The organism is Saccharopolyspora mangrovi, from assembly GCF_035320975.1.
Lineage (GTDB): Bacteria > Actinomycetota > Actinomycetes > Mycobacteriales > Pseudonocardiaceae > Saccharopolyspora > Saccharopolyspora mangrovi.
Map to the genome: position 1 here is coordinate 20,763 of NZ_JAWLNX010000002.1, position 24,572 is coordinate 45,334.

18 protein-coding genes are annotated in these 24,572 nt (G+C 72.3%); 10 read left to right on the top strand and 8 right to left on the bottom strand.

Going from position 1 to position 24,572, the window contains the following annotated elements; all coding sequences use genetic code 11:
• Nucleotides 1–14: 14 nt before the first annotated feature.
• The 4 genes from R4I43_RS02720 to R4I43_RS02735 form a co-directional block, all read right to left on the bottom strand.
• Nucleotides 15–1,145 (bottom strand): AAA family ATPase, encoded by a 1,131-nt coding sequence (locus R4I43_RS02720; protein WP_407691183.1) that lies wholly within the window; start codon nt 1,143–1,145, stop codon nt 15–17.
• 255 nt (nt 1,146–1,400) lie between these two features.
• Complete coding sequence (gene mobA, locus R4I43_RS02725) at nt 1,401–1,973, bottom strand: molybdenum cofactor guanylyltransferase (protein ID WP_324263887.1); 573 nt, start codon at nt 1,971–1,973, stop codon at nt 1,401–1,403.
• A 45-nt stretch (nt 1,974–2,018) separates the two neighbouring features.
• On the bottom strand, nt 2,019–3,341 hold the full coding sequence (locus R4I43_RS02730; protein WP_407691184.1) for an NlpC/P60 family protein: 1,323 nt from the start codon (nt 3,339–3,341) through the stop codon (nt 2,019–2,021).
• A gap of 137 nt (nt 3,342–3,478) precedes the next feature.
• Nucleotides 3,479–4,321, bottom strand: coding sequence for an SIR2 family NAD-dependent protein deacylase (locus R4I43_RS02735; RefSeq protein WP_324263889.1), 843 nt, complete (start codon nt 4,319–4,321; stop codon nt 3,479–3,481).
• A 186-nt stretch (nt 4,322–4,507) separates the two neighbouring features.
• Between R4I43_RS02735 and R4I43_RS02740 the strand changes: the two genes are divergently transcribed.
• Genes R4I43_RS02740 through R4I43_RS02770 form a run of 7 tightly spaced genes read left to right on the top strand, consistent with a single transcriptional unit; the run spans nt 4,508 to nt 14,034 of the window.
• Nucleotides 4,508–5,902, top strand: a complete 1,395-nt coding sequence (locus tag R4I43_RS02740) for a nitrate/nitrite transporter (protein WP_324263890.1) — start codon at nt 4,508–4,510, stop codon at nt 5,900–5,902.
• A 1-nt stretch (nt 5,903) separates the two neighbouring features.
• Nucleotides 5,904–7,970 (top strand): molybdopterin oxidoreductase family protein, encoded by a 2,067-nt coding sequence (locus R4I43_RS02745; RefSeq protein WP_324264294.1) that lies wholly within the window; start codon nt 5,904–5,906, stop codon nt 7,968–7,970.
• Nucleotides 7,967–9,382: an FAD-dependent oxidoreductase gene (locus tag R4I43_RS02750; protein WP_324263891.1), complete on the top strand. Its 1,416-nt coding sequence runs from the start codon at nt 7,967–7,969 to the stop codon at nt 9,380–9,382. The genes R4I43_RS02745 and R4I43_RS02750 overlap by 4 nt, the downstream gene beginning before the upstream one ends.
• Nucleotides 9,379–11,898, top strand: a complete 2,520-nt coding sequence (gene nirB, locus R4I43_RS02755; protein ID WP_324263892.1) for a nitrite reductase large subunit NirB — start codon at nt 9,379–9,381, stop codon at nt 11,896–11,898. Before R4I43_RS02750 ends, nirB begins: the two co-directional genes overlap by 4 nt.
• Entirely contained in the window at nt 11,895–12,218 is a 324-nt protein-coding gene (gene nirD, locus R4I43_RS02760; protein WP_324263893.1) for a nitrite reductase small subunit NirD, read from the top strand. The genes nirB and nirD overlap by 4 nt, the downstream gene beginning before the upstream one ends.
• A complete protein-coding gene (locus tag R4I43_RS02765) occupies nt 12,215–13,357 on the top strand; it encodes a uroporphyrinogen-III synthase (protein WP_324263894.1) in 1,143 nt (380 codons plus the stop codon). Before nirD ends, R4I43_RS02765 begins: the two co-directional genes overlap by 4 nt.
• Entirely contained in the window at nt 13,354–14,034 is a 681-nt protein-coding gene (locus tag R4I43_RS02770) for a sirohydrochlorin chelatase (RefSeq protein ID WP_324263895.1), read from the top strand. The genes R4I43_RS02765 and R4I43_RS02770 overlap by 4 nt, the downstream gene beginning before the upstream one ends.
• Nucleotides 14,035–14,131: 97 nt before the next feature.
• Here the strand turns inward: R4I43_RS02770 and R4I43_RS02775 are convergent, their stop codons facing one another.
• On the bottom strand, nt 14,132–14,278 hold the full coding sequence (locus R4I43_RS02775; RefSeq protein WP_324263896.1) for a hypothetical protein: 147 nt from the start codon (nt 14,276–14,278) through the stop codon (nt 14,132–14,134).
• A 37-nt stretch (nt 14,279–14,315) separates the two neighbouring features.
• Between R4I43_RS02775 and R4I43_RS02780 the strand changes: the two genes are divergently transcribed.
• Both R4I43_RS02780 and R4I43_RS02785 read left to right on the top strand, forming a co-directional pair.
• Nucleotides 14,316–14,555, top strand: a complete 240-nt coding sequence (locus tag R4I43_RS02780) for a hypothetical protein (RefSeq protein ID WP_324263897.1) — start codon at nt 14,316–14,318, stop codon at nt 14,553–14,555.
• Between the two features lie 16 nt (nt 14,556–14,571).
• Entirely contained in the window at nt 14,572–18,945 is a 4,374-nt protein-coding gene (locus R4I43_RS02785; RefSeq protein ID WP_324263898.1) for a cation-translocating P-type ATPase, read from the top strand.
• A gap of 162 nt (nt 18,946–19,107) precedes the next feature.
• Here R4I43_RS02785 and R4I43_RS02790 read toward each other — a convergent pair whose 3' ends face one another.
• Complete coding sequence (locus tag R4I43_RS02790; protein WP_324263899.1) at nt 19,108–20,058, bottom strand: EamA family transporter; 951 nt, start codon at nt 20,056–20,058, stop codon at nt 19,108–19,110.
• A 323-nt stretch (nt 20,059–20,381) separates the two neighbouring features.
• Between R4I43_RS02790 and acnA the strand changes: the two genes are divergently transcribed.
• Entirely contained in the window at nt 20,382–23,192 is a 2,811-nt protein-coding gene (gene acnA / locus R4I43_RS02795) for an aconitate hydratase AcnA (protein ID WP_324263900.1), read from the top strand.
• A gap of 285 nt (nt 23,193–23,477) precedes the next feature.
• Here acnA and R4I43_RS02800 read toward each other — a convergent pair whose 3' ends face one another.
• Both R4I43_RS02800 and R4I43_RS02805 read right to left on the bottom strand, forming a co-directional pair.
• On the bottom strand, nt 23,478–24,071 hold the full coding sequence (locus R4I43_RS02800) for a class I SAM-dependent methyltransferase (RefSeq protein WP_324264295.1): 594 nt from the start codon (nt 24,069–24,071) through the stop codon (nt 23,478–23,480).
• Nucleotides 24,072–24,433: 362 nt separating this feature from the next.
• Nucleotides 24,434–24,568 carry a hypothetical protein gene (locus tag R4I43_RS02805; protein ID WP_324263901.1) on the bottom strand — a complete coding sequence of 45 codons (135 nt, stop codon included), beginning with the start codon at nt 24,566–24,568 and terminating at the stop codon, nt 24,434–24,436.
• Nucleotides 24,569–24,572: the final 4 nt, after the last annotated feature.

Sequence of the window (24,572 nt, forward strand, 5' to 3'; positions counted from 1 at the left end):
GTCTGCCCCTCCCCTCACTGGTGCGGTGGTGGCATCGGCGGCTGGCCGTAGCCGGGCTGCCCTGCCGGACCGACCGGCGCGGGCTGCTGCGGTCCGCCCTGCGGACGCGCGGAGACCTGCGGCAACGGCACGGTCTGCAGCACCCGGCCGACGATGTGCTCCACCGGGATCCCGTCGGCCAGCGCGTCGTAGGACAGCACCAGGCGGTGGCGCAGCACGTCCGGCACCACGTCCACCACGTCCTGCGGCAGCACGTAGTCGCGGCCGCGCACCAGCGCCAGGGCGCGGGCGGCGGCGATGATGCCGAGGCTGGCTCGCGGCGAGGCGCCGTAGGAGACCCAGCCGGCGATGTCGGACAGGCCGTGGTCGTTGGGCATGCGGGTGGCGACCACCAGCCGCACGACGTAGTCGACCAGCGCGTGGTGCACGAACACCCCAGCGGCGACGTTCTGCAGCCGGATCAGCTCCTCGGGGTCGAGGACCCCGTTGGGCTCGGGCGGGGTGACGCCCATCCGGTAGATGATCTCGCGCTCCTCCTCCGCGGTCGGGTACTCGACCGGGAGCTTGAACAGGAAGCGGTCGCGCTGCGCCTCCGGGAGCGGGTAGACGCCCTCGTTCTCGATGGGGTTCTGGGTGGCCAGCACCAGGAACGGCGCGGGCATCGGGAAGCTCTCGCCGCCGATGGACACGTGGCGCTCGGCCATGACCTCCAGCAGCGCCGACTGCACCTTGGCGGGCGCGCGGTTGATCTCGTCGGCGAGCACGAAGTTGGCCAGCACCGGGCCGAGCTCGACGTCGAAGCGCTCGCTGCCCTGCCGGTAGATGCGGGTGCCGAGGATGTCGGCGGGCACCAGGTCGGGGGTGAACTGCAAGCGGGAGAACGAGCCGCCGACCACCCGGGCGAAGGTCTCCACCGCGAGGGTCTTGGCGACACCGGGCACACCTTCGAGCAAGATGTGGCCCTTGGCGAGCAGGCCGGTCAGCATCCGCTCGACCAGGCGGTCCTGGCCGACGATGACGCGCTTGACTTCGAAGACGGTGCGTTCGAGCAGCTGCGCGTCGCGCGCCGGAGTGCCCGACGTCCCCGCCTGACCTGCTGGACGCGCCGCAGCGGCTCCGCTCTCACCGTTGCCGGCCTCGGTCACTTCTCCCAGCCTCCTCGTCGATGTGGCCGTTTCGGGGCCGATCAAGATCCTGGCACGCCCCTCACCCCTGGTGCACGAGGGGGCGCATCGAACCCCCACCCAACCTCATGGCCGGTATGACCGCTGTGAAGCGAGGAGCTTCCTTCGTCCGCGCGGGGTTCGGCGTTCCCGAAGGGCATTAATTTCACTCGACACTGAAGTCATAGATGCCGTTAACGGTAGAGTTGGTGCACTCCCCTCCTCCGCGAGGACGGTTCAGGGGTCGGAGGTGCGGGCTCGGTCGAGATCGGAGGGTGTGTCCACGTCGGACACCTCAGCTGTGGTGGCCGTGACGTGCAGCGGGTCCAGCGGCGCGAGAAGCGCCTTGACCGGGCGGTTCTCGACCTCGCTCGGCATCGCTTCCCGCAGGGCGCTCAACCGCCAGACGCCGACCAGCCACTGCGCCCGGCCACCGGCCTCGGCCAGGACCGCTCCCCAGGCTTCGGGGTCACCGGCGAGGGCATCGCGCAGCCGGGCGAGCGTGTCCGCGGTGAGGTCCGGGTGATCCGCGGCCAGGATCGCCACCACGCCTGGGCCGTCGTCGAGCAGGCGCAGCCCGGCGTCCACGGCCGCCAGCGGTCCTCCCCCGGCCGGCCGCTCGCTCGTCCAGCGCACCGGTGAGCCGGTCGGGCGCTCCGGGCCGACGACCACGACCGGATCCGCGCCGGAGACGGCGTCGAGCGTGCGGTCCAGCAGGGTGCGGCCGCGCACCGGCAGCATCACCTTGTCCACACCGCCGAGCCGGCGCGCTCTGCCACCGGCCAGCACCACCGCCGCGAAATCCGCCACGCCGCAATGCTCGCAGGCCGCGCCGACCCGAACCCCGCCGGGCGGTCAGAGCACGCGCACCGCGTAGGGCGTGATGCCGCTGTAGCGGACCGAGGTGACCCGGACGCGCGAACCCGAGTACGGCGCCTCGACCATCTTGCCGTTGCCCAGGTACAGCGCGACGTGGTGGATGGCGCCGCCGTCGTCCCAGAACAGCATGTCGCCGCGCCGCATCTGCGACAGCGGAACCCGCTTGCCCGACTGGGCCTGGTAGCCGCTGTAGTGGTCCAGCGAAACACCGGCGGCGGAGAAGGCGTAGATCATCAGGCCGGAGCAGTCGAAGCCGATCTTGGCGTAGTCGCCGTAGGAGTCGGCCACTCCCCCGTCCCGGATGCCGCGCGTCGGACCGCGCGAGTTGCCCCCGCCCCACGCGTAGGGCATGCCCAGCTGCGACAACGCCCGCGAGACCACCGCTTCGACGTCACCGGAGGACGACGAGGAGCCGGCGGGTTCGCTGCTGCCGGACTGGTGGTTGGCCGCCGGCCGGGAAGCCGCTGCTTCGGCGGCGGCCTGCTCCTCGCGGGTCTTGTCCTCCTGCCACTCCTGGTAGTCGGCGCGCTGGGCCTGCAGCCCGGAGACGCGGGAGCGGGCGGCGTCGAGCTCGGCCTGCACCGAGTCCCGGTCGGCCTGCAGGCCCTGGGCCTGCTCGGCCTGCTGCGCGCGGGCCTGGATCGCGGTCTGCTGGGCTGCTTCGGCGGTGGCGCGTGCTTCGTCGGCGGCGCGGCGCTTGGCCTCGGCTTCGGCCAGGGCGGCGCGGGTCAACGAGTCCTTGTTGACCTTCTCGATGCGGGCGCGTTCGAGGTCGTCGAGGACGTCGAGCTGGGAATCGCTGATGGCATCCAGCAGCGAGGCGCGCTCGAGCATCTCCTGCGGGTTGCGGGCGCCGACGTAGGCGGTGATCGAACCGAGCCTGCTGCCCTGCCGGTAGCTGCTGGCGGCGAACTGGTCGAGCCTGCCGCGCTGGGCTTCGATCTGCCCGGCCGCGGCTCGGGCCTCGGCGGCCGCCGCGTCGGCGGCGGAGCGGGCCTGACCGTGGGCGGATTCGGCGCGCTCGAGGTCGACGCGAGCCTTGTTCGCGTCCTCCATCTTGACCTCGACCTGCGACTGCAGGCCGACCAGGCGGGACTCGGCCTCGGCGAGCCGGTTGGCGAGCTCGCCGGCTTCACCAGCGGTGCGCTGGGCCTCGGCCTTGCCGGACTGGATCTCGGCGTCGCTGGGGTTGGGCGGGGGCGGCGGGACCGCCGCGCCGGTGCCGGTGGCCCCCAAACCGACTGCGCTGAGCAGCACCAGCGCGCCGATCCTGCGCGCGGCTCGATGCGTGGACAACACCCGTCACCTCCAGCAGATGCACCCGTTCGGCGTCGATGTTTAAGCCGAACGGAGTCACAATTAGCTGAAGCTTTGCACTACCGCCCCAGTTGCACCACACGAAACGAACGTTTCGTTTGCAACGTCAACCACTCGTGTCACATCTGTTCCCACGTGCTGGGATCGCCCCACGTCCGCAGCGGCTCGTCGGAGTCGATCAGCGGAGCGGAGGCCAGGTCCGGCAGGACCTCGGTGAGCGGGCCGCGCAGCACCGCGTCGGCGATCTCGTCGTAGGGGGTCGGCTCGGCGTTGCAGATGATCAGCTTCGCGCCGGCCCTGGCGGCCAGCTCCGCGAAACCGGCCGCCGGGTGGACCGTCAGCGAGGTGCCCGCGGCGACGAACAGGTCGCAGTCCAGGCAGGCGCGCCGGGCCTCGCGCAGCACCTCGGTGTCGAGGGCCTGGCCGAAGAACACCGTGGCGGACTTGAGGATGCCGCCACAGGCGCGGCAATCCGGGTCCGGCTCGCCGTCGGCGACCCGCTGCAGGGCCTCGGTCATGGCGCCGGTGGCGCCGCAGTGCACGCACACCGTGCGCCGCATCGTGCCGTGCAACTCCAGCACGCGGTCGCGCGCCAGGCCCGCGCGCTGGTGCAGCTCGTCGATGTTCTGGGTGAGCAGCGCCCCCAGCCTGCCCGCGGCGTCGAGGTCGACGAAGGCGCGGTGCGCCGCGTTGGGCTCGGCGTGCCAGGCGGGGTTCTCGGCGCGGGCGCGCCACGCGTGCACGCGGACGTCCTCGTCGGCGAGGTAGCTGTCGATGTCGCTGAGCCGGGCGGCCTGCGGGTTGCGGGTCCAGAGCCCGTCCGGGCCGCGGAAGTCCGGGATGCCGGAGGCGGTGGACACCCCGGCTCCGGTGAGAGCGGTGATGCGCCGGGCGGCGCCGAACAGTTGGCGGGCGCGTTGCCAGGTCGCGCTGTCCTCGGCCCCCGAGCCTCGTTGCGTCACGCCTCCAAGGTGCCACGGAGCAGGTGGCGCACCGCCCACCGGGGCCGCGTGTGTTGCCGGTCACGGCAGTTCTGACCTGGAGCGCGGCGATCATGTGAAGCGCGTTTTGCTTGCCGGTAACGCGAGGCATTTCAGGGGGAAACAGCAGGTTCCTACCTTCGGGGCAACCCGTTGAGAGGAGCCGCGTTGACTGCGAACGCCCGGGCCCCGAGAGGCCGCTGGATCGAGGGTTGGGATCCCGAGAACGAGGACCTCTGGGAAACCACCGGCAAGCACGTCGCGCGCCGGAACCTGATCTTCTCGATCATCTCCGAGCACATCGGTTTCTCCATCTGGAGCATCTGGTCGGTGCTGGTGCTGTTCATGGGCCCCGACATCGGGCTGCCGTTCACCGCCTCCGAGAAGTTCCTGCTGGTGATCACCCCGAACCTGGTGGGTGCCGTGCTGCGGCTGCCCTACGCGGCGGCTGTGACCCGCTTCGGCGGCCGGAACTGGACGATCTTCAGCTCGGTGGTGCTGCTGCTGCCCGCCGGACTGGCCTTCTACTTCGTGCAGCAGCCGGGCACGCCGCTGTGGGTGTTCATGCTCATCGGCGCCACGGCCGGTGTCGGCGGCGGCAACTTCGCCTCGTCGATGACCAACATCACGATCTTCTTCCCGCAGCGGTTGCAGGGCTGGGCGCTGGGGCTCAACGCCGGTGGGGGCAACATCGGTGTTGCCACCATCCAGGTGGTGGGTCTGCTGGTGATCGCCTTCGCGGGCAACACCCACCCGTCCTACGTGGCGGCGATCTACCTGCCGCTGATCGCGGTGGCGGCGGTGTGCGCGGCGCTGTTCATGGACAACGTCGACGCCATCAAGGCCAAGCCCGGGGCGCTGCTGGAGGCCTGCAGCAGCAAGCACACCTGGTGGATCTCGTTCCTGTACGTGGGCACCTTCGGTTCGTTCATCGGTTACAGCTTCGCGTTCGGCCTGGTGCTGCAGACCGAGTTCGACTTCACCCCGCTGCAGGCGGCGAGCTGGACGTTCCTGGGCCCGCTCGTGGGTTCGGTGTCGCGGCCGCTCGGCGGCTGGCTGGCGGATCGGGTCGGGGGTGCGCGGGTCACGCTGTGGAACTTCGTGCTGATGGCGGCCGGGGTCGCGGTCCTGCTGGTGGCCTCGGCGCAGGGCTCGTTCGGCCTGTACGTGGCGGCGTTCATCGTGCTGTTCCTGCTCACCGGCCTGGGCAACGGCTCGACCTACAAGATGATCCCGGCGGTCTACGCCAAGGAGGCCGAGGACGAGGTCACCTCCGGTGGTGAGGCGATCGCGGCCTTCGCCAAGGCGCGTCGGCTCTCCGGAGCGGTCATCGGCATCGCCGGTGCGATCGGCGCCCTGGGCGGTGTGGGCATCAACCTGGCGTTCCGCTCCTCCTACGGCGGCGCGGCGGCCAGCGGTGACAGCGCGCTGATGGTGTTCCTCGCCTACTACCTGGTGTGCGTGCTGGTGACCTGGGCGGTGTACCTGCGGGGTGCGCTCAAGCCGGGTCAGGCTCCGGCGGGCCTGCCGGAGAAGCGGACCGCGGAGGCCGGCCGTGCCTGACGTGCGAACCGTGGCCACCCACTGCCCGTACTGCGCCCTGCAGTGCGGGACCCGGCTCACGCGCGAGCGGCGCGGGGTTTCGGTGCGGCCCACGGACTTCCCCGTCAACCAGGGCGGGCTGTGCCAGAAGGGGTGGACCGCTCCGGCCCTGCTGGATGTCGCCGACCGGTTGCGCCACCCGCTGGTGCGCCGCGGCGGTGAGCTCGTCCCGGTCTCCTGGGACACCGCGCTCGACACCATCGCCACGCGCGTCGATCGCATCCGGGCCGAGCGCGGCCCGGATGCGATCGGGGTGTTCGGCGGTGGCGGCCTGACCAACGAGAAGGCCTACCTGCTGGGCAAGTTCGCGCGGCTGGCGCTGGGCACCAGCCAGATCGACTACAACGGCCGGTTCTGCATGTCCTCGGCCGCCGCGGCCGGGACCGCCGCGTTCGGGCTGGACCGGGGGCTGCCGTTCCCGGTGACCGACCTCGGTGGCGCGGACGTGGTGCTGCTGGCCGGGGCCAACCCGGCCGAGACGATGCCGCCGCTGATGCAGCACCTGCGCTCGCCGGAGCTGATCGTCATCGACCCGCGCAGGACGGCCACGGCCGAGCAGGCGGCGCTGCACCTGCAGCCGCTGCCGGGCACCGATCTGGCGCTGGCGCTGGGACTGCTGCACATCGCGGTGGTCGACGGGTTCACCGACGCCGACTACATCCGCGAGCGCACCAACGACTTCGACTCCGCCTGGCAGCGGGCCATGTCCTGGTGGCCGGAGCGCGTCGAGCGGGTGACCGGGGTTCCGGTGTCCGAGCAGCGCCAGGCGGTGCGGATGCTCGCCGAGGCGGGCAGCGCCTACGTGCTCACCGGCCGCGGCGCCGAGCAGCACAGCAAGGGCGTGGACACCGTGTCCGGGTTCATCAACCTCGCGCTGGCGCTGGGAATTCCAGGCCGCGCCGGTGGCGGCTACGGCTGCCTGACCGGTCAGGGCAACGGCCAGGGCGGCCGGGAGCACGGGCAGAAGGCCGACCAGCTGCCCGGCTACCGGATGATCACCGACCAGTCCGCGCGCGAGCACGTCGCCGAGATCTGGGGCGTGCTGCCGGAGGTGCTGCCCGGTCCGGGGCGCTCGGCCTACGAGCTGCTCGACGCGCTGGGCACCGAGGACGGTCCGAGCGCGCTGCTGGTGTTCGGCTCCAACCCGGCTGTCTCGGCGCCCAACGCCGAGCACGTGGTGCGCCGGTTGAAGTCCCTGGATCTGCTGGTGGTGGCGGACTTCGTGCCGTCGGAGACCACCGAGCTGGCCGATGTGGTGCTGCCGGTGACCCAGTGGGCCGAGGAAGAGGGCACCATGACCAACCTGGAGGGCCGGGTCCTGCGCCGCCGCCGGTTGCAGGTGCCCCCGGGACACGCGCGCAGCGACCTGGAGGTGCTGCACGGGCTGGCCACGCGGCTGGGCGAGCCGGGCCACCGCTACCCCACCCGGCCGCGCGAGGTCTTCGAGGAGTTGCGCCGGGCTTCGGCCGGCGGCAAGGCCGACTACTCGGGCATCAGCTACGAACGCCTCGACGCCGGTGAGGCGCTGCACTGGCCGTGCCCGGACGGCGGGCACCCCGGCACGCCGAGGCTCTTCCTCGACGGCTTCGCCCACCCCGACGGGCGGGCGAGGTTCGCCGCGGTCGAGCACCGCGACGCCGGTGACGTGCCCGCCGAGGTGTTCCCGCTGACCGCGACGACCGGGCGCGTGCTGGCGCAGTACCAGTCCGGTGCGCAGACCCGCCGGGTCGCCGAGCTCAACGAGGCCTCCCCCGAGGTGTTCGTGGAGGTCCACCCCGACACCGCCACCCGCGCCGGTCTCGCCGAGGGCGTGCTGGCGCGCGTCACCTCGCCGCGCGGCAGCACGATCGCGAAGGTGCGGCTGGTGGCCACGATGCGCACCGACACGGTCTTCCTGCCGTTCCACTTCCCCGGCGACGGGCGGGCCAACCTGCTCACCGGTGACGCGCTGGACCCGCGCAGCCGGATGCCGGAGTTCAAGGTCAGCTCGGTGCGCATCGAACCCCACCGGGAGGTGGTGGCGCCATGAGCACCGTCCTTCCCCTCAACCGGCCGGCCGGGCGCGTGGTCGTGGTCGGCAACGGCCCGGCCGCGCACCGACTGGTCGAGCGGCTGCGCGCGCTGGGCCACGACGGGCCGATCACCGTGCTCGGTGCCGAGCAGCAACCGGCCTACAACCGGGTGCTGCTGGGTTCGGTGCTCGACGGTTCGCTGCCCTCTCCCGCGGTGGCGCTGCCGGGGCTGGACGCCGAGGTGCTCCTGGGATGCGCGGTGGCCGACATCGACCGCGCGCAGCGCGCGGTGCGCACCGAGGACGGCCGCGAGTTCGGCTACGACGTGCTCGTGCTGGCCACCGGTGCGCGGCCGCTGATGCCCGAGATCATGGGTTTGGGCGCCGAGCGGCTCACCGCGCTGCGCACCCTCGCCGACTGCGCGCGCGTCGATGCCGCCTGCGGCCCGGTCGCGGTGCTCGGCGGTGGCGTGCTGGGTGTGGAGACGGCGCGGGCGCTGCTGGCGCGCGGCCACCAGGTCACCCTGGTGCACCGCGAGGAGCACCTGATGGAACGCCAGCTCGACGAGGTCGGCGGCCGGATGCTGGCCGAGCGGCTGGGCAAGCTCGGCATCGACGTCCGACTGGGCGTCAAGGCCGCCTCCTACCGGCCCGGGACGCTGCGGCTCGGCGACGGATCGGAAGCACCGGCCGAGCTGGTGGTGGCCTGCACCGGGGTGTGGCCGGAGGTGACCCTGGCGCAGCGCGCCGGGGTGTCGGTCAACCGCGGTGTCGTCGTCGACGACCGGCTGCGCACCAGCGACCCGCACATCCACGCCATCGGCGACTGCGCCGAGCACCAGGGCGCCACACCGGGGCTGGTGGCCTCGGCGTGGGAGCAAGCCGAGGTGCTGGCCGCACGCCTGACCGGCCGTGACGCGGCCTGCGCCGAAACCCGGGTGGTAGCGCGGCTCAAGGCGCGCGGCATCGACCTGGTCTCCATCGGATCGGTGCGGGCCCTGGACTCCGGCGACGCCGAGATCGTCACGCTCTCGGACCCGGCGCGCGGCCGCTACGCCAAGCTCGCGCTGCACGCCGGGCGGATCAGCGGGGCCGTGCTGCTGGGGTTCCCGGCCGCGATCGCGGCGATCAGCCAGCTGCACGACCGCGGCCTGCCGATGCCCGCCGACCGGCTCTCGCTGCTGCTGGGCACCCCGGCCGCGGTGCCGGGTGCGCCGGTGGAGCTGCCCGAGGACGCGGTGCTGTGCCGCTGCAACAACGTCACCAAGAAGTCCCTGATCACCGCCTTCCACGGCGGTGCTCGGTCGGTCGCCGAGCTGGCCAGGGCAACGCGGGCGACCACCGGCTGCGGTGGCTGCGTCGACGACGTCGGCCGGCTGTGCAGCTCGTTGGCGGATCGCATCGAATCAGAAAGGGAGGGCGCGGCATGACCCGCACGCTCGTCGTCGTCGGCCACGGAATGGTCGGCCACCGGCTCGTAGAAGCACTGCGCGAACGCGATGAGGCGAACACCTGGCGGATCGTCGTCCTCGGCGAAGAGCCCCGCCCCGCCTACGACCGAGTGGCGCTGTCGTCCTACTTGGACGGCAAGAGCGCCGAAGACCTCAGCCTCACCGGCCAGGACGTCATCGACGACCCGATGGTGGACCTGCGCCTGAACGCGGCGGTGACCGGTGTGGACACCGGGGCCCGCGCGGTGACGCTGGCCGACGGCGAGTCGCTGACCTACGACGCTCTGGTGCTGGCGACCGGGTCGAAGCCGTTCGTGCCGCCGGTGCCCGGTCACCAGCTGCCCGGCAACTTCGTCTACCGCACCATCGAGGACCTCGACGCGATCCGCGAGGCCGCCACCGAGGGCCGCGACGGCGTGGTCATCGGCGGCGGCCTGCTGGGTCTGGAAGCCGCGAACGCGCTGCGACTGCTGGGGATGCGCCCGCACGTGGTGGAGATGGCACCGCGGTTGATGCCGCTGCAGGTCGACGAGGGCGGCGGTCAGGTGCTGCGCGATCTCGTCGAGGAGCTGGGCCTGACCATCCACGCCGGCGCCGCGACCCGGTCGATCGACGGCGAGGAACGCGTCACCGGGGTGACTCTGGCCGACGGCACCGTCATCGACACCGATCTGGTCGTGTTCTCCGCGGGTGTGCGCCCGCGCGACGAGCTCGCCGACATCGCCGGTGTGGCGCGCGGTGAGCGCGGCGGGTTCCTGGTCGACGACGCCTGCCGCACCAACGTCGAGGGCGTGTGGGCCATCGGCGAGTGCGCGGCGGTCGACGGCCGCTGCTACGGCCTGGTCGCGCCCGGGTACACGATGGCCGAGGGCGTGGCCGAGCAGCTGCTGGAACTCGGCGAGGGCACCTTCCCGGGTGCCGACATGTCGACCAAGCTCAAGCTGCTGGGCGTCGACGTCGCCAGCTTCGGCGACGCCCACGGCACCACCGAGGGCGCGCTGGAGGTCGTCTACGCCAACAACGCGGCGGGCACCTACGCCAAGCTGGTGCTCTCCGACGACGCGCGGGTGCTGCTGGGCGGTGTGCTGGTCGGTGACGCCAGCGCCTACGGCGTGCTGCGGCCGCTGGTGGACCGCGAGCTGCCGGCCCCGCCGGAGCAGCTGCTGCTGCCGGCCGGGTCCGGTGTGGACTCGGGCGCGCTGCCCGACGACGCGACGGTGTGCTCCTGCAACAACGTCACCAAGGGCCAGATCACCTGCGCCATCGCCGAGCACGGGCTGGCCGACGTCGCCGAGGTCAAGTCCTGCACCAAGGCCGGCACCAGCTGCGGGTCGTGCGTGCCGATGCTCAAGACGCTGCTGGGCGAGTGCGGCGTGGTCACCTCCAAGGCGCTGTGCGAGCACTTCACCCAGTCGCGGGCGGAGCTGTTCGAGATCGTGCAGGCCACCGGTGTCGGCTCGTTCTCCGAGCTGATCACCAAGCACGGTTCCGGGCGCGGCTGCGACATCTGCAAGCCCGCGGTCGCCTCGATCCTGGCCAGCCTCGGCAACGGCCACATCCTCGAGGGCGAGCAGGCGGCGCTGCAGGACACCAACGACCGGTACTTGGCCAACCTGCAGCGCAACGGCACCTACTCGGTGGTGCCCCGGGTGCCCGGGGGTGAGATCACGCCGGACAAGCTCATCGTGCTCGGCGAGGTGGCCAAGGAGTTCGGGCTCTACACCAAGATCACCGGCGGGCAGCGCATCGACCTGTTCGGCGCGCGGGTGGAGCAGCTGCCGCAGATCTGGACGAAGTTGGTGGAGGCCGGTTTCGAGTCCGGGCACGCCTACGGCAAGGCGCTGCGGACGGTGAAGTCCTGCGTGGGCAACGACTGGTGCCGCTACGGCGTGCAGGACTCGGTGAGCATGGCCATCCGGCTGGAGCTGCGCTACCGGGGCCTGCGCTCACCGCACAAGCTCAAGTCGGCGGTGTCGGGCTGCGCCCGCGAGTGCGCCGAGGCGCGCGGCAAGGACTTCGGCGTGATCGCCACCGACAAGGGCTGGAACCTCTACGTCGGCGGCAACGGCGGGTTCACCCCGCGCCACGCCGAGCTGCTGGCCGCCGACCTCGACGACGAGCGGCTGATCAAGCTCATCGACCGGTTCCTGATGTTCTACGTGCGCACCGCCGACCGGCTGCAGCGCACCTCGGCGTGGGTCGAGTCGCTCGACGGCGGCCTGGAGCACCTCAAGGAGGTCATCGTCGAGGACTCCCTCGGCATCGCCGAGGAGCTGGAAGCCGCGATGCAGCGCCACGTCGACACCTACTCCGACGAATGGGCGGGCGTGCTGTCGGACCCGGGCAAGCTCTCGCGGTTCGTGTCGTTCGTCAACGCCCCCGACGCACCGGATCCCACCATCCGCTTCATCGAAGAACGCGGCCAGATCCGGCCGGGCCCGGTCGGTCTGCCGATGCCCGCGATCCGCTCCGAGAACCAGGAGGTCCACTCGTGAACTGGCACCAGATCTGCGACATCAACGCGCTGCTGCCCGAGTACGGAGTCCCGGCGCTGGTCGGCGAGCACCCGGTGGCGGTGTTCCGCACCCACGACGACCAGCTGTTCGCGGTGGGCAACGTCGACCCGTTCTGCGGGGCCGGGGTGATCAGCCGCGGCATCGTCGGCGACCGGGGCGGTGAGCCCACCGTGGCCTCGCCGATGCTCAAGCAGGTGTTCTCGCTGCGCACCGGCGAATGCCTGGACGACCCCGAGGCGCGGCTGCCGGTGTTCCCGGTGCGGCGGCGCGAGGCGTTCGTGGAGGTCGCGCTCCCTTGAGCGAGGAACTGACCGGCTACACCGTCGCCGTGACCGCGGCCAGGCGGGCGGACGAGCTGGGCTCGCTGCTCGAACGCCGCGGCGCCCGGGTCGTGCACGGCCCGGCGCTGCGGATCCTGCCGCTGTCCGACGACACCGAGCTGCGCCGCGCCACGCAGGAGTGCATCGCGCAGCCGCCCGATGCCGTGGTCGCCACCACCGGCATCGGGTTCCGGGGTTGGGTGGAGGCCGCCGACGGCTGGGGCGTGGGTGCCGAGCTGCTCGACGCGCTGGCTCCCGCGACGCTGCTGGCCCGCGGGCCGAAGGCGCGCGGCGCGGTGCGGGCGGCCGGTCTGCCCGACCCGTGGTCGCCGGGATCGGAGTCCTCCGCCGAGCTGCTGGAGCACCTGATCGACGGGCCCTTGGAGGGTTTGCGGATCGCGGTGCAGCTGCACGGCCAGCCGCTGCCGGACTTCGTCGAGGCGCTGCAGTGCGCCGGGGCGAAGGTCATCGAGGTGCCGGTGTACCGGTGGGCGGCCCCGGCCGACCTCACCGCGTTGGAGAACCTGCTGGCGGCGGTGTGCGCCCAGCAGGTCGACGCGGTGACCTTCACCAGCGCTCCGGCCGCGGCGAGCCTGCTGTCGCTGGCCGCTGAGCGCCACTGCCTGGACGAGCTGCTGGCGGCGTTGCGCGGTCCGGTGCTGGCGGCCTGCGTGGGGCCGGTGACCCACGCACCGCTGGCCGACCGCGGTGTTCCGGCGGTGGTTCCGGAGCGGTTCCGCATCGGTGCGCTGGTGCGGTCGCTGTGCGAGGCGCTGCCGATGCGCTCGCCGACGCTGCCGGTGGCCGGGCACAGCCTGCAGGTGCGCGGCCACGCGGCGATCCTCGACGGCGCGGTGAAACAGCTGTCCCCGCAAGGCAAGACGCTGCTGCGGGCGTTGGCCGAGCGGCCGGGCCGGGTGGTGTCGCGGCGGGCGCTGGCCGAGGCGCTCAACTGCGCCGGTGGCACCGCCGACGAGCACGCCGTCGAGCAGGCGGTGGCGCGGCTGCGGTCGGCGCTGGGCGCGCCGCAGCTGGTGCAGACCGTGATCAAACGCGGATACCGACTTCCGCTGGAACCGATGAGGGACTCCCCGCGATGCGCCGATCCCCTGCTGTGACCCCCGCGAACCCGCCGCTGCTGCTGGTCGCCCACGGAACCCGCGACCCCGAGGGGCCGCGGGTGATCGAGCAGCTGGCCGAGGCCGCTGCCGCGCGCCTGGACGTCGCGGTGCACGTCGGCTACGTCGACGTCATCGGCCCGACCGTGGCCGAGGCGCTGGCCTCGGTGCCGGGGCCGGTGGTGGCGCTGCCGGCGTTCCTGGCGGCCGGGTACCACGTGCGCGCTGATCTGCCCGAGCAGCTGGCCGCCAGCGGGCGCGAGGACGTGACGATCACCGACCCGCTGGGCCCGGCCCCGCAGATCACCGAGGCGTTGCTGGACCGGTTGCGCGACGCCGGGTGGTGTCCCGGGGACCGGGTGCTGTTCTCGGCCGCGGGTTCCTCCGACGAGCGCGCCCTGTCGGACGTGCGGGCGGCGGCGCGGCAGCTGGGCCGCCGCTGCGGTCAGTGGCTCACCCCCAGCTACATCACCACCGCGAGCCCGGCGACCGACGAGGTCTGCGCCCCGGGCGATTTCATCGCCCCGTACCTGCTGGCCCCGGGACTGTTCCACCGGCGGCTGGGCGAGCTCCCGGTGGCGGGGGTGGCCGCTCCGATCGGTGTCCACCCGGCGGTGGTGGAGCTGATCGCCCAGCGCTACCGCTGCGCGGTGCGCGACGACGTCTTCGCGGCCTGAGCGCTCGCGACGCTGAGCCGCGCGAACCGGGGGCCATCAGCCGTTCATCTGTCGTCGGTGCTCCGTTCGTCGTAGTCTGGGTTGGTTGTCACTTCCGCTAGGAGGTCGTCGCCATGCCCAGCACCAGCACCGGATCCGCGCAGCGCCGGCGGGGGCGGTCGGCGCCGAAGCAGCAGGGCCGTTCGTCCTCGTCGTCGACGACCAAGGCATCCGGGCAGACCGGCTCGTCGTCGAAATCGACCACGCAGACGTCAACGGGCGCATCGATTCCCGTGCCGTACGTGACCGCGCAGCTGCACACGACGAAGATCCCGCTGCCCGAGATCCCGGGCCGCGAGGGGGTCGCGTCGACGGTGACGGCGGTGCGCGGAGCGCTGCCCTCGCGCGAGCAGATGCTGTTCTACGGCGGGCTGACCGCCGCGGCGGCGCTGAGCGTGATCGAGTGGCCGGTGGCGGCCGCGATCGGCATCGGCGCAGCAGTGGTGCAGCGCAACGCCTCCCAGGGCGACGAGCAGGCCTGAGCGCGAAGGGGTGCCGATGCTGCGTTGGCTGCTGTCGCAGGCCGCCGAAGTCGCCGCACCGGTGCTGCACGCCGCCCGCGGAGCCACTTCCGCCTCCGGTGACCGCCGGGTCTGGCGCGGCCGCGAGCGCAGCCACCTGGAGCTGCGGGGTGCGCACCTGCCGGCCAACGAGGCCGCTGCCCGCGAGGCCGAGCGGCGGCTGGGCGAGCTCGCCGGGGTGCGTCGCGCCGAGGTCAACGGCGTGCTCGGGCGGGTGGTGATCGAGCACGCGGCCGAGCTGCCCGATCTCGCCGAGCCGGTGCGCGTCATCGGCGAGGTCGAAACCGAGTTCGGCCTGGACGACCAGGACGTCGCGCCGCGCAGCGACCGGCACCCGGGCAACGCCGAGGCGGTGCTGCGGGATGCGGGTGCGCTCGCGATCAGCGCGCTGGGGCTCGGCTACGCGGGGCTGGGGGCGTTGCTGCCCGCGCGGCTGGTCTCGCCGCTGCTGCCGGCGGCGGTGTCGCTGGTCGACACGGTGCCGTGGATGCGTCGCGGCGTCCAGCAGGTCGTGGGTCGCGCACCGCTGGACCTCGCGCTCGCGCTGGGCGGGGCCGCCGGGCCGGGCTTGTCCGGGCGGCCGCTGGGTGCGCTGACCGATCTGTGCGGGCGCTTCTGCACCGCGCGGGAGACGATCGCGCGCCACCAGGCCTGGCAGCGCTGGGAGGCGGTGTTGCCGCACGCCTGCCCCGCGCTGCCGCAGCACCCTCGGCCGCGCGCGGTTCCCGACGGTCCCGTGGAGCGGGTCGCCAACGCCTCCGGCGGTGCGGCCCTCGGCGGGGCGGTGACCGCCTTCGCCCTGTCCCGCGCTCCGCAGCGCGCGCTGGCCGCTCTGCTGGCCGCGGTGCCCAAACCCGCGATCGGCGGGCGGGAGGCGTTCGCCACGACGGTGGACACCTCGCTGGCCGCGCGGGGTGCGCTCGTGCTGGAACCGGACGCGTTGCGGCTGCTGGACCGCCTCGACGCGGTGGTCTTCGACGCCCCGGCGCTGCTGTCCGGGCGGCGCGCGGTGGACTCGGTGATCCCGCTGGAGGAGGGCGGCGACTCCGCGCAGCTGTTCGCCCGCGCCGCCGAGCTCGTCGACCCCACCGATCCGACCGAGCCGCGCAGCGACGGCGCCTGGTCCGTCACCCCGCTGGCGGCGGCCGAACCGCTCCCACCGCAGGCCCGACGTGCCGCATCAGCCGAAATCGCGCGTGGCTCCACCGTTCTCGCGTTGGTCCACGATGGGCGCGCGGTGGCGCTCGCGGTGGTCGTCGACGAGCTCGACCCGCTGGCCGAGGCGCTGGTCGACACCGCGCGCGAGGTCGCCTCCACCGTGCTGGTCGCCGGTGCGGGGCTGGAACGCAGGCTCGCCGTGGACTCCTCGGTGCCGGCCGGTGCCGAGCTGGGCGAGTCGGTGCGCGCGCTGCAGGACGACGGCACTGTCGTCGCCGTCATCTCGCACCGCGACGCGGGCGGGCTCGCCGCCGCGGACCTGGGCATCGGACTGTCCACATCGGATCCGGCGAGCTGGGCCGCCGACGTGATCTGCCCCAGCGCGGCGGTGCTGGACACGCTGCTGGGTTCGGCCACCGACGCGCGAGCGGCCAGCATGTACGCGGCGGCGATCTCGGCGGCGGGTGCGCTGTTGGGCGCGCTGTTCGCCGCGTTCGGGCCCGCTTCCGGCTCCCCGGCGCGGGCGTCGATGCCGGTGCACGCCGCGACGCTGGCCGCCTACGCGACCGGCACCTGGGTCGCCCTGCGCGCCTCCAGCAGGCCGCCGCCGCTGCCCCGCGAGCGCACGCCCTGGCACGCGATGCCGGCCACCACGGTGCTGTCCGCGCTCAACAGCAGCGAGCGGGGGCTCGACGGAGCCGCTGCGGCCGAGCGGCACCGGCCGCACGACGACGGGCGCGCCCCGGTGGGCGTGCTCGCCGCATCCGTCGAGGGCCTGATCAACCCGATCACGCCGGTGCTCGGCGCCGGTGCGGTGATCTCCGCCGGGCTGGGGTCGGTCGTCGACGCCGTGCTCATCTGCGGCGTGCTGCTGGCCAGCGCGCTCATCGACGGCCTGCAGCGCGCCGCCACCGAACGCGAGCTCAGCAAGCTGCTGGCTTCCGGGCGAACCCCGGCGCGGCGACGCCGCGACGGCAGCACCGAGGTCGTCTCCGCCGACGAGCTGGTTCCCGGCGACGTCATCGAGCTGCGCGCGGGCGACGGCGTCCCGGCGGACTGCCGGCTGTTGTCGGTGGAATCGCTGGAGGTCGACGAATCCGGGCTGACCGGCGAGTCCCAGCTGATCACCAAGACGGCCGCGCCCACGACCGCGCAGGCCGTCGCCGACCGCACCTGCATGCTCTACCAGGGCACGGTCATCGCCAGCGGCACCGGCATCGCGGTGGCGGTCGCGGTCGGCACCCACACCGAGCTGGGCCGCACCACCGCGCAGGTCACCGGCACCGATGAGGCCACCGGTGTGGAGACCAGGCTCGCGGAGCTGACCAAGAAGGTGCTGCCGATCTCGGTGGGCGCGGGCGCGCTGCTGTTCGCCTCGGACCTGCTGCGCGGGGTGCCGATGGGTCAGACGGTGGCGCGCTCGGTCGGGCTGGCGGTGGCCGCTGTGCCGGAAGGGCTGCCGTTCGTGGCGACGCTGGCCGAGCTCGCGGCCGCGCGCCGGATGTCCCGGCGCGGCGTGCTGGTGCGCAGTCCCGCCACCATCGAGGCGCTCGGACGGGTCGACGCGCTGTGCTTCGACAAGACCGGCACGCTCACCCAGGGGCGGATCGCGCTCGGCGAGGTCTCCGACGGCCGGGGGTCGCGCGGGGTGCACGAGCTGCAGGGCGAGCACCGGCAGGTCGTGGCGGCCGCGCTGCGCGCCACGCCCCGGCCGCAGGACGACCAACCCCTGCCGCACCTGACCGACCGCGCGGTGCTCGAGGGCGCCGAGGAGATCGGGCTGTGCGGGGACGGCGAGGTGCTGGCCGAGCTGCCCTTCGAGCCCTCGCGCGGTTTCCACGCGGTGCACACCGACCGGCTGCTGTCGGTCAAGGGCGCCCCGGAGGTCGTGCTGGACCGGTGCGCGCGGTGGCGGCGCGACGGCTCCTCGCAGGCCTTCGACGCCGAGGCCCGCGCCGACGTCGAGGAGGAGGTGGAACGCCTGGCGCTGCGCGGTTTCCGGCTGCTCGCGGTCGCCGAACGCCGGGTGAGCGGGGACTTCGAGCTCACCGAATCCGATGTGGACGATCTGGAGCTGGTCGGGCTGCTGGGGCTGGCCGATCCGGTGCACGCCACCGCCGCGGCCGCGGTCGAGCAGTTGGAGCGGGCGGGCGTGGACGTCATCATGATCACCGGTGATCACCCGAGCACGGCCGAGGCCATCGCGGCCGAGCTGGGCATGCTCGGCGGCAAGCGGGTGATCACCGGTGCCCAGCTCGACGACCTCGACGACGAGCAGCTGGCCGGTGAGGTCCCCAAGATCTCGGTGTTCGCCCGGGTGACCCCGGCGCAGAAGGCCCGCATCGTGCGGTGCCTGCGCGATGCGGGGCGGGCGGTGGCCATGACCGGCGACGGCGCCAACGATGTGCCCGCGATCAACCTGGCGCACGTGGGGATCGCGTTCGGCTCGCGGGCCACCGCGGCGGCTCGCGACGCCGCGGATCTGGTCGTCGCCGACGACCGCATCGAGACGCTCACCGACGGCATCGTCGAGGGCCGGGGCATGTGGACCTCGGTGCGCGAAGCGCTCGCGGTGCTGCTCGGCGGCAACCTCGGCGAGATCGGCTACGCGCTGGGCACCGGGCTGATCAGTCCGTCGGCGGCGCTCAACGCCCGGCAGCTGCTGGTGGTCAACATGCTCACCGACGTGCTTCCCAGCATCGCGATCGCGGTGCGCCCGCCCGCCGACCGCACACCGGAGAAGCTGCTGGCCGAAGGCCCGGAGGCGTCGCTGGGCACGGCGCTGGCCCGCGAGGTCGGGGCGCGCGCGGTGGCCACCTCGGCTGCGGCGGGGCTGGCCTGGATGCTCACCCGGCCGGTGTCGACCGCGGCGCAGGCGCGCACCGCCGGGCTGGTCGCGCTGGTCTCGGCGCAGCTGGCGCAGACGCTGACCTCGCGCGGCCGCACGCCGCTGGTCGTGCTGGCCGCCGGCGGGTCGGTGCTGGTGCTGCTGGCGCTGGTGCAGATCCCCGGCGTCAGCCAGTTCTTCGGGTCCAGCCCGCTGCTGCCGCACCAGTGGGCGGTCGCGCTGGGGATCTCGGTGGCGGTGGCCGTGGCGGTGCGGGTGTGGCAGATGTGGCCGGCGACCACGGCGAGTCCTGCAGAGTTGGCGGCGGGTTCACCGCGCGGACACCTGGGTTGGCAACGCGGCTAACCCGCTGCCCGCACAGTCGGAGGCGTACTGCACCACCCGAGGGATTGAGGCCTTCCGATGCCCGCGTTTTTGACCACCATCCTCACCGGCGTGGCGATCGCGCTGATCGAGACGCTGGTCGTGCACCTGGTGAAGTCGGCGGTGCGCACCGCCTGAGCCGGCTCACGGCGCCGGTGACCCGACCGGGCCGGCCAGCGCCCCGGTGTCGCGGCCGGCGGGCGCAGCGCGTTGCGCGACGTAGGCGCCGGCCAGGATCAGCGCTCCGCCCACCAGTTGCGGCGGCCCCAGCGCTTCGGCCAGCAGCACCCACGCCAGCAGCGTGGCCACCACCGGCTCCAGGAACGCCACCCCGCCGGCGACCTGCGGGGACAGCAGGCGCACGGCGACGATCCCGGTGAGGTAGGCCAGCACGGTGGATCCGACGACGACCCACCCGACGGCGGCCATCGCCGGGACGTGGCGCCCGGCCAGCTCGACCTGACCCGCCAGCAGCGCGAAGTCGATCTCCCACGGCCGGGCGAGCGCGGTGACCACCGAAGCGCCCAGCAGCAGGCCGAACCCGGCCAGCGCGAAGGGATCGACCTCCGCCGCCGAATCCGAGAGCAAGAAGTAGGTGGCCTGGCACGCCGCGGCCCCCAGGCTCAGCAGCAGGCCCAGCGGGTTGAAGCTCAGCCCGGAGAACAGCTCGACCACGCACGCCAGGCCCACCACCGCCAGCAGCACGCCGATCACCGCCGAGCGGCTCACCGGTGCGCGGCGGACGAAGCGGATCCAGCCCAGCACCAGCACCGGTCCCAGGAACTCGATCAGCAGCGCCACGCCGACCGGGATGGTCGCGATCGCGGCGAAGTAGCAGACCTGGACCCCGGCGACGGAGAACAGCCCGTAGCCGAGGATCAGGCGCGGGGCGCGGCGCAGCACCGGCAGGTGGCGCAGCAGGACCGGCAACAGGAGCAGCGCTCCCCCGGCCAGTCGCAGCCAGGCCACGTGCAGCGGGTTCAGCCCGGCGTTGATCAGCGGTTTGGCGAAGGGTCCCGATCCGCCGAAGAAGATCGCCGAGGCCACGGCCACCGGGAGGCCGACGGCGCGGGGGTCATGGGTCGGTGAGCGCACCGGCACATCGAAGCACGCCGAACCGCAACTCCGGTACTGGCGTGCCACACCGCCGGACGGCGCCACTTTCGCGATCGCGAGCCCCGGTGATGCGAACATTCGGGCCCGTCGAGTGTTCCAGAACCGAAAACGCGGTATCCCGAGGTGGAAACACCAGGACTTTTTCACGAAACCGGGATAACCGATCGACACTCAGGTCACCCTTTGTTGAGCGGCTTTATAGGACGCGCGTACTGTTAGCAGTGAAGAGCGCGAGTCCCCGCGCACGCTCAGCTGACGTGCGCGAGACTCGCAATCGTTCCCGAACTTGCGCCCGTCGCGAGATGGAGTTGAACGTGACTGCACCTGCGAGCAAGGACAGCTTCGGCGCCCGCGGCACGCTGAACGTCGGCGACGCCTCTTACGAGGTGTTCCGGCTCAGCGCCGTCGAGGGGGCCCAGCGGCTGCCCTACAGCCTCAAGATCCTCCTGGAGAACCTGCTGCGCACCGAAGACGGTGCCAACATCACCGCCGACCACGTGCGCGCGCTGGCCGGCTGGGACTCCAAGGCCGAGCCCTCCACCGAAATCCAGTTCACCCCCGCCCGGGTGATCATGCAGGACTTCACCGGTGTGCCCTGCGTCGTTGACCTCGCCACCATGCGCGAGGCCGTCGCCGACCTCGGCGGCGACACCTCCAAGGTCAACCCGCTGGCCCCGGCCGAGCTGGTCATCGACCACTCGGTGATCATCGACGTGTTCGGCAGGCCCGACGCCTTCGAGCGCAACGTCGAGTTCGAGTACGGCCGCAACAAGGAGCGCTACCAGTTCCTGCGCTGGGGCCAGGGCGCCTTCGACGAGTTCAAGGTCGTCCCCCCGGGCACCGGCATCGTGCACCAGGTCAACATCGAGCACCTGGCCCGCACCGTGATGGCCCGCAACGGCCAGGCCTACCCCGACTCCTGCGTCGGCACCGACTCCCACACCACCATGGTCAACGGCCTGGGCGTCCTGGGCTGGGGCGTCGGCGGCATCGAGGCCGAGGCCGCGATGCTCGGCCAGCCCGTGTCGATGCTCATCCCGCGCGTGGTCGGCTTCAAGCTCACCGGTGAGATCCCCGCCGGCGCCACCGCCACCGACGTCGTCCTCACGATCACCGAGATGCTGCGCAAGCACGGCGTCGTCGGCAAGTTCGTCGAGTTCTACGGCTCGGGCGTCGCCTCGGTGCCGCTGGCCAACCGCGCCACCATCGGCAACATGAGCCCGGAGTTCGGCTCCACCGCCGCGATCTTCCCGATCGACGACGAGACCGTGCGCTACCTCAAGCTCACCGGCCGGCCCGCCGACCAGGTCGCCCTGGTCGAGGCCTACGCCAAGGAGCAGGGCCTGTGGCACGACCCGGAGCACGAGCCCGAGTACTCCGAGTACCTCGAGCTGGACCTGTCCACCGTGGTCCCCTCCATCGCCGGTCCCAAGCGCCCGCAGGACCGCATCGTGGTCTCCGAGGCCAAGAAGTCGTTCCGCACCGCGCTGACCGACTACACCTCCGCGCCCACCGATGACGCGGCCCTGGACGAGGCTGGCGAGGAGTCCTTCCCCGCCAGCGACCCGGCCTCGATCAGCCCGCACGCCAAGCCGGAGCTGATCTCCGCGGCCAACGGCTCCAACGGCCGGATCTCCAAGCCGGTCAAGGTCTCCTCCGAGGAGCTGGGCGAGTTCGAGCTCGACCACGGTGCCGTGGTGATCGCCTCGATCACCTCCTGCACCAACACCTCCAACCCGTCGGTGATGCTCGGTGCCGCGCTGCTCGCGCAGAAGGCCGTGGACAAGGGCCTGACCCGCAAGCCGTGGGTGAAGACCTCGATGGCCCCCGGCTCGCAGGTCGTCACCGACTACTACGAGAAGGCCGGCCTCTGGCCGTATCTGGAGAAGCTCGGCTTCCACCTCGTCGGCTACGGCTGCACCACCTGCATCGGCAACTCCGGCCCGCTGCCGGAGGAGGTCTCCGCCGCCGTGCAGGAGAACGACCTCACCGTCACCTCGGTGCTGTCGGGCAACCGGAACTTCGAAGGCCGGATCAACCCCGACGTCAAGATGAACTACCTGGCCTCGCCGCCGCTGGTCATCGCCTACGCCCTCGCGGGCACGATGGACTTCGACTTCGAGAACGACCCGCTGGGCAACGACACCGAGGGCAACCCGGTGTACCTGCGCGACATCTGGCCGTCGCCGCAGGAGGTCCAGCAGACCATCGACTCGGCGATCACCAACGAGATGTTCACCTCCTCCTACCAGGACGTGTTCAAGGGCGACGAGCGCTGGCGCGCGCTGCCCACCCCGGAGGGCGAGACCTTCGAGTGGGACGCGCAGAGCACCTACGTCCGCAAGCCCCCGTACTTCGAGGGCATGCAGATGGACCCGGCCCCGGTCACCGACATCTCCGGCGCCCGCGTGCTGGCGCTGCTGGGCGACTCGGTCACCACCGACCACATCTCCCCGGCCGGCGCCATCAAGCCGGACTCCCCGGCGGGCCAGTACCTGTCGGAGCACGGCATCGACCGCAAGGACTTCAACTCCTACGGTTCCCGACGGGGCAACCACGAGGTGATGATCCGCGGCACCTTCGCCAACATCCGGCTGCGCAACCTGCTGCTGGACGACGTGCAGGGCGGCTACACCCGGGACTTCACCCAGGAAGGCGCCCCGCAGGCGTTCATCTACGACGCCGCGCAGAACTACGCCGCGCAGGACATCCCGCTGGTCGTCCTCGGCGGCAAGGAGTACGGCTCCGGTTCGTCTCGTGACTGGGCCGCCAAGGGCACCCGCCTGCTGGGCGTGCGCGCCGTCATCGCCGAGTCCTTCGAGCGCATCCACCGCTCGAACCTCATCGGCATGGGCGTCATCCCGCTGCAGTTCCCGGAAGGCTCCTCGGCCAAGTCGCTCGGCCTGAACGGCACCGAGACCTACGACTTCTCCGGCATCACCAAGCTCAACGACGGTGAGACCCCGGAGACCGTGAAGGTCACCGCCACCAAGGCCGACGGCTCCAAGGTGGAGTTCGACGCCAAGGTCCGCATCGACACCCCCGGTGAGGCGGACTACTACCGCAACGGCGGCATCCTGCAGTACGTCCTGCGCAAGATGATCCGCTCCTGATCCCCTGCTTTATCGGGCAGGATCTTTGAAGAAGCGCCCGGTGGGAGCCACAAGCTCCTGCCGAGCGCTTCTTCTTTTTGTGTTCAAGACTCTGTGGTCTCGCTGCTTGGCAGTGCGGGCAGCGGAACCTGAGCGGTGCTGTGGACTCCGTGCGCCGCGACTGATGTATGCCAATACACGGCGTCACGGCGTACTCGCCACAGCACCGCTCAGAACCCGCGGCGGTGCCAGTGGCTCAGGTGGGGAGAAGAGAAAGCACCATCGGTGCTTGCCTGACGGTTGCTGTCAGGGGAGGTTCGGCCTGCGGCAGACGTAGGTCCTCGCTGGGGGGACGTTGCGCCAGATCGTGCGGGTGGTGATGACCTCATCGAAGCTGGTGTCGAGGCGGCGGCGGAACTGGCGGGCGCCGGACATGCCCAGGGCGTGCAGGTAGGCGAAGGTCGTGAACGCGCCGCCCGGCGTGAGCACCGAGCCGACCTGCTGCAGGATGTCGTGCTGGAGCTTGGCCGGGAAGATCGACCACGGCAGGCCGCTGACCACCGCGTCGACCCGGTCGATGCCCGCCGCCGACAGCAGCGACCCCAGGTGCGAGGCATCGCCCTGGATGACCTCCAGCCACGGCAGCTCCCGGTTGAGGTGCTCGACCATGCCCGAATCCAGCTCGATCGCCACGTGCCGGCCACCGGCGGGCAGCCGGTCGGCGATGGCGGAGCTCAAGGCACCCGTGCCGGGACCGAGCTCGACGACCACCGGACTTCCCGTGCGCGGCACCACCGAGGCGATCTCGCGGGCCAGGTGGGGTGAGCTGGGGGCGACCGCGCCGACCTGGCCGGGCTTGCTCGCCGCGCGCTGCAGGAAGGTCCGGTAGTTGTGCAGCACCGATCCCCCGCCGCGCCCGTTCCCCGGCCCCTCCGCAGCGGGCGTCGTCGAGGTCTCCGGGCTGCTGGGGGTGTGTGGTGAGGTCACGGATGCCTTCCCGATCGGTGCCGCCGGTCGTTGGTGCGCACCAGCCTATCGGGCGATCAACGACCGGGCGCACGGCAGTGCCGCACACCACGCGGCGTGACGGGGGTGAAAAACCGAGATCAAGATTCCCGCAATTCGCCGGGAGCACCTCGACCGGCGGGGAAACGACGGCGCCGAAATTGCGCCGGAAAAGTGTAACGAACGGCGTTCCGCGAACGATGCAAGGCCTCACGGGCTTGTTCCCTCCCGGGAGCAAGCCCGTGCGCGCGCTTACCTCAGGCGATCTGCCCGGCGGGCTCGATGACCTGGTCCGAAGCATCGTCGGAACGCCGAATCCAGCTGGTCAGCGCTCCGGCCGCGGCCAGAAAAACAATCGCCTCGGCCGCCAGGGCCACCCACACCGTTGCCACTTCT

What these genes read in the sequence shown, in the direction of transcription:
- R4I43_RS02750 (WP_324263891.1), top strand. Translation starts at nt 7,967, where the DNA reads ATGAGCACCGTCCTTCCCCTCAACCGGCCGGCCGGGCGCGTGGTCGTG.
- nirB (WP_324263892.1), top strand. Translation starts at nt 9,379, where the DNA reads ATGACCCGCACGCTCGTCGTCGTCGGCCACGGAATGGTCGGCCACCGG.
- R4I43_RS02785 (WP_324263898.1), top strand. Translation starts at nt 14,572, where the DNA reads ATGCTGCGTTGGCTGCTGTCGCAGGCCGCCGAAGTCGCCGCACCGGTG.
- acnA (WP_324263900.1), top strand. Translation starts at nt 20,382, where the DNA reads ATGGAGTTGAACGTGACTGCACCTGCGAGCAAGGACAGCTTCGGCGCC.